The 5,547-nt window shown below is 54.8% G+C and carries 3 protein-coding genes and 1 pseudogene; all 4 read right to left on the minus strand.

Going from position 1 to position 5,547, the window contains the following annotated elements:
* A pseudogene (locus LJD17_RS23825) lies at positions 1-128 on the minus strand (two-component system response regulator); the annotation flags it as partial.
* A 33-nt stretch (positions 129-161) separates the two neighbouring features.
* Positions 162-650 (minus strand): chemotaxis protein CheW, encoded by a 489-nt coding sequence (locus tag LJD17_RS23830; RefSeq protein ID WP_227386731.1) that lies wholly within the window; start codon positions 648-650, stop codon positions 162-164.
* Complete coding sequence (locus tag LJD17_RS23835; protein ID WP_227386733.1) at positions 647-3,289, minus strand: hybrid sensor histidine kinase/response regulator; 2,643 nt, start codon at positions 3,287-3,289, stop codon at positions 647-649. The genes LJD17_RS23830 and LJD17_RS23835 overlap by 4 nt, the downstream gene beginning before the upstream one ends.
* 81 nt (positions 3,290-3,370) lie before the next feature.
* A complete protein-coding gene (locus LJD17_RS23840; protein ID WP_227386735.1) occupies positions 3,371-5,065 on the minus strand; it encodes a methyl-accepting chemotaxis protein in 1,695 nt (564 codons plus the stop codon).
* Positions 5,066-5,547: the final 482 nt, after the last annotated feature.

The raw sequence follows: 5,547 nt of genomic DNA on the forward strand, positions 1-5,547 counted from the left end.
GCGGCTGTGCCGTCAGATGCATCATCCACATCCTTGAAACCCACCTGCTTGAGCAGATTGCGCAGGATACGGACCATCGTCTGATAGTCGTCAACCACAAGCACGGGAATAGAATAGTCAAGACTCACGACACTTTATCCTTATTTCGTATCAGTCAATCTCTATGCCGCAACCTGGGTATCGAACTGCAAGACCGAATCCACATCGAGGATAATGAGCAATTTGTCGTTGAGCTGATGAACTCCTTGCGACAAACCGGCCCATCGAGGGTCCATATGGACAGGATTGGGCTGAAGCGCTTCGGAATCAAGCTTTAGCACCTCGCCAACTTCGTCCACGAGCAGGCCGAAGGCCTCTCCATGATATTCCAACCCAACTGCCATACGCCGGTCATTTCCATCCAGGTCCGGTAGATGAAGGCGACGACGCAGAGAGATTGCCGTTACAACCCGGCCACGCAGGTTTAATAGCCCTGCTATTTCAGGAGAAGCCAGCGGGACGGTTGTCATCTCGCTCGCAACGAAGACATCATGCACGCGGTCAATAGCCAAGCCGAGGAACTGGCCTGCAACCGTGACTGTGATGTACTCATGCGTTCCCGGATAGGACTTGCCCTCGGAGAGCTTTGCTTTAGCTGGATTCGTACTCATGCTGCCTCCTCAAGTGCGCCTTGCAGCTCCGAAAGCGCCGCGATCAATCCACGTCGGTCGAACTTTGCGACGAGTTCCGTAACCTGCAACTTGTGAGCCTGGGCGATTTGACGTGGATCATGCTTGACAGTCAGGCCGATGATCGGCAGCTGGCCATAGCGGGTCGAAGCCCTCAAGCTTGCAATCAATTCGAAGCCGGAACGATCTGGCAGATCAAGCTCGGTGATTAAGGCGTCCACTGCCGTCCCGGACGATAGGAGATGCAGCGCTTCAGCTGTGCCGCCAGCGGTGTAAACCTTATACCCGGATGCCTTCAGGACTGGCGACAGCATATCCCTGAAGAACGCAGAGCCATCAACCAGCAGAATTGATTTCGTCGCCGAAGCTCCCCCAGGCTGCCCAGAGCGCATCCAGGCCTCTGCTACGAGAGGCAGGTAATGCGCAATATTGACGACTTCAGTAGCTTTTCCGCGAATAACAGCAGATCCGACGAGATCAGACCTGTCTGCGACAAGCTCTATATCCAGTCTGTCCTCGACGATGTCGACGATCTCGTCGACAGCCAGTCCCATGGCGAAGTCCTCGTCTGAGAACACGACAAGAGCCTGCATGCCCTCGCGCTTGATCTCAAGCTCGCTGTCCGACGCCACAAGCGGCATCAAGCGGCCTCTGTACTGCACGAGTGGTCGGCCTCCAAGCCATTCGATGGATGAAGCGTCGATCTCTTCGAGCCGCGTAACCAGGGATAGAGGCACTGCCTTCAAGCTTTCCCCGCCACCACGGAACACAAGCAGCGTTGTCGTCTCATCGTCTGCAACATTGGACTGCTCCAATGCAGCATCACCTTGAAGCTGGCCGTCCTCGGTCCCCGAGCCTACCATACGGGCAAGACCGTTCGGATCGACGATGAGCACCACGGCCCCATCGCCGAGAATCGTATTCCCGGAGAAGAGTTGAATGTGCCTCAACTTGGACGACATCGGCTTGACGACGATTTCTTCGGTATGGAAGACACCATCGACAAGAATACCGAACCGCTGCCGCCCGACCTGCGTGACGACGACGAAGCCTTCATTGGCATCCTCGTCAGTACTTGAGCGAAGGACCTTTGAGAGCGGAACGATAGGAAGCAGTCGATCGCGCAGACGCAGAACTGGGGTTCCGTTGATCCGTTCAATTGTATGCTCGGAGCCGGGAGTCACGCGGACAAGTTCTAGAACAGCAACCTGCGGAATTGCATACCGTTGATCCTTTGATGCGACGATCAATGCCGCCACAATTGCCAGCGTCAGCGGAATCTTGATAGTGAATATGGTTCCGCGACCATACTCGGAGCGAATATCGACCGTGCCTCCGATGAGCTCGATGTTTGTTTTGACGACATCCATCCCGACTCCCCGGCCGGACACGGACGTAACCGCAGCGGCAGTTGAGAACCCGGGGTGGAAGATGAACTTGGCGACCTGCGCCTCGCTCATACGCTCGACCTCTGCTTCGGACACTATACCGCGTTCAACAGCCTTCCGCCGAATGGCCGAAAAATTGAGACCCCGGCCGTCATCGGCGATCTCGATAGTGATCGTTCCACCCTCGTGGTAGGCATTCAGCCGTATCGTTCCGCGCTCGGACTTACCTGCCGCCTTCCGTTCGAGGGGCGATTCAATCCCGTGATCCGCCGAATTGCGAACCATATGGGTGAGAGGATCCTTGATGACTTCCAGAACTTGACGATCGAGTTCCGTGTCGGCTCCCTGCATCACAAGCTCGATCTTCTTCGAGAGCTCAGCAGAAAGATCGCGGACGACACGAGGCAGTTTCTGCCAGGCGTTCCCGATGGGCTGCATGCGAGTGCGCATGACCCCCTCTTGCAACTCTGCGGTTACATGCGAGAGACGCTGGAGGGGTACCTTATAGCTGCTGTCATCGACACGGCGTGAAATTTCAAGAAGCTGGTTACGGGTAAGCACCAGCTCTGAAACCATTGTCATGAGATGCTCGAGAGTATCCACGTTAACGCGGATGGTCTGGACTTTGACCGCCGTGCTCTCACCACTGTCCTCTCCTGGAGGCACAGTGCTCTTTTCCGGAGACGGAACCGCTACGGCCTTTGGTGCCTCGGGTCCCGGGGCTTCCCGAAATGCACGCTCGAGTTCGTCAAGAGGAACCTCACCTGGGAGAAGAGCTCTCTCCAGAACCTGATAGGCCAATGTACCCACTGTTGCCGCCGCAGACGGAGCGGCCACTTCGGTCGAGCTTGAGGTCGGCTCAGCCGCAGCCATCTCTTCAAGCGCGTCGATAAGGTCCTGATCGGATCCCTCGGGCTCCGAAGCATGCCTTTCAAGCTCTCCAAGGATCTCCTTAATCCGATCAAGCGTCGCAAGAATGAGTGATACGGCGGGTGTCGTGACGGGCATCCCGTCCCGGAATTTCCCCATTAGAGTTTCTGCGGCGTGCGCCAGAGCCTCGAGGCGCGGAAGCCCGAGAAAGCCGCAAGTACCCTTAATCGTGTGAACCAACCTGAAGATGTTACTCAGGATTGCTTTGTTGTTGGGATCTTGTTCAAACCGCACCAACTCCACATCGACTGTATCGAGATGCTCTGCCGTCTCAGTCAGAAACTCACGCAAAAGGTCGTCCATAGGAGCTACTCACGTTCGGTACGCTACATTTCCGTAGCAGGACTTCTTAGTAGGCACAAAAAGTGCGCCGAGTTACTGGCTTTAGGCCGCCTGGACGCCCGAAAGGAAGTGTTCAACCTCTCGACCCAGGCTTTCGGAATGCCGAGCAAGTTCTTGGGCGGCAGAAAGCACTTGAGATGCGGCAGTTCCGGTTTCGCTCGCGCCTTGACGAACTTCACCAATATTGCTGGTTACAAGCTCTGTGCCGCGGGCAGCTTCCTGCACATTGCGGGATATCTCTTGCGTTGCAGCTCCCTGCTCTTCAATCGCCGCGGCAATCGATAGAGATATCTGCGACATTTCTGAAATCGTCTGAGCGATCTGTTGAATTGCCCTCACAGCCTCTTCCGTCGCTTGCTGCACAGAGCCAATCTGGTGAGAGATTTCATCTGTGGCTTTGGACGTCTGGTTGGCGAGTTCTTTGACTTCACTTGCAACTACAGCGAAGCCTTTTCCTGCCTCGCCAGCGCGAGCAGCCTCGATAGTTGCGTTGAGCGCCAGCAAGTTCGTTTGAGATGCGATGTTGTTAATCAGCGCGATGACGTTGCCGATTTTCTCAGCCGACGTGGCGAGCGTCTGAACGGTTTCATTTGTCCTTTGAGCGTCCAGAACGGCCTTCTCGGCGATTTGTGATGACTGTGAAACCTGACTTGCAATCTCGCGGATCGAGATCGAGAGCTCTTCAGTTGCAGCCGCGACTGTCTGCACATTGGCTGATGTTTGCTCAGCGGCTCCAGCAACGTTGACGGACTGGCCTGTCGTCCGATCTGCGACGTAGGTCATTGACTGGGCTGTGGACTCCATCTGCGTAGCGGCAGCGGCAAGCCCTTGTGTCAGGGAAGACACCTTCTGATCGAACTGCTTCGTAAGTTGGTCTAGAATTTGAGCACGGCGCATTTTCGCGTCGTTTTCCGCTTCCTGCTCTTGCGCCAGACGTCGTGCATTGAGGGCGTTATCCTTGAATACCTGCAATGCCCTCGCCAGCTGGCCCACTTCGTCCTTACGTTCAGAGCCTTCCACCTGGACTGCAAGATCACCATCGGCGAGTTTCGACATGGAGGTCGTGATCTTGGACAGAGGACGCACGATGCCTACCAGAACAATCGTGCCGAGGATCGCAAGTGCCAGGGCAATACCGACGGCCGCCGAAACTATCAGGCCTATAGAGGTTTGCCTCGCAAGAGCGTTGGCTTCATCGCGCGCCTTATCGAGGTCTTTCGAGTTTGCTTCTGCGAGAGCAGTGAGACTGTCCTTTACTTTGATCCGGGCCTGGAGACCGTCACCATTTGAGATCTTCATGGCCGCATCGTCCATATAGCCTTTGAGGCCCTGTGCGACGCTTTGGTCTGCCAGAACAAAGTATGCGGCGATCGAGTCTTTGATCTCGTTATATGCAGCCTGGGAATCCGTTGGTCTTACAGACTTCATCAGGTTATCGAGCTCGGCCAAGGCCTCCTGTTTGGCCTCTTCGTATCTTTTGCCGTAGACACCACGTCCCTCGATATTGCGGTCTCCGAGGATGTTCTTCTCTTGAATAGTTGCCTGGTTAACTTTCGAGTCGAGCGACAGCACGATTTTGAGACGGGCAAAGTCTACAGTTACCAGCTCCTGCGTATCGGCCGCGAGCCGATCAAGCCCATTTTTGGCAAAAGCAATAAGCCCAATGGCAACGGCGACAAAGATACCTACGGGAATGGCGATCTTTATCATGACTTGAAGATTATTCAGGAAGCGCATCTTGGGCTCCGACGGAGAATGTAGGCATTTTCAAGGCAATATTTACAAGCCTCCTCTCTACAAAGAGTTAAGGCATGGAACGATTACTAACTAAGCTAGGCGGAATAAGAATGAAATTTTGTTTCGCCACCACGTAAACTGCACAATTAGCGAATCCAGTTACGTCAGTTCCGCCTGTTGAGGTTCCAACTGGATGCAGCCCCGGCTTGCTTCGGACGCTAGAAAACTTCTCAAGGGAATCTTTGAAGTCAGCGATGACCATTCGGTGCATTAAAGGACTGGCGCGTGAAAACTGGTGCCAGAAGGCCTAAACGTCTCTTCCTACTTCAGGTACTTTGAGGCCGGTTGCGCATGTCGATTTCTGGTTTTGATGTATGGCAAGCGGGCAACACCTTTGGACAAGGACCGGGTCGGAGTCGCGCCGTTTGCGTTTGCCGTTGACGCAACGACGTTCGCCCGGCATTTATGAATAAACCTACTGA

This window comes from Microvirga rosea (genome assembly GCF_020595095.1).
Lineage (GTDB): Bacteria > Pseudomonadota > Alphaproteobacteria > Rhizobiales > Beijerinckiaceae > Microvirga > Microvirga rosea.

Coding starts and splice junctions, on each gene's coding strand:
- LJD17_RS23830 (WP_227386731.1), bottom strand. CDS start 650: ATGAGTACGAATCCAGCTAAAGCAAAGCTCTCCGAGGGCAAGTCCTAT.
- LJD17_RS23835 (WP_227386733.1), bottom strand. CDS start 3,289: ATGGACGACCTTTTGCGTGAGTTTCTGACTGAGACGGCAGAGCATCTC.
- LJD17_RS23840 (WP_227386735.1), bottom strand. CDS start 5,065: ATGCGCTTCCTGAATAATCTTCAAGTCATGATAAAGATCGCCATTCCC.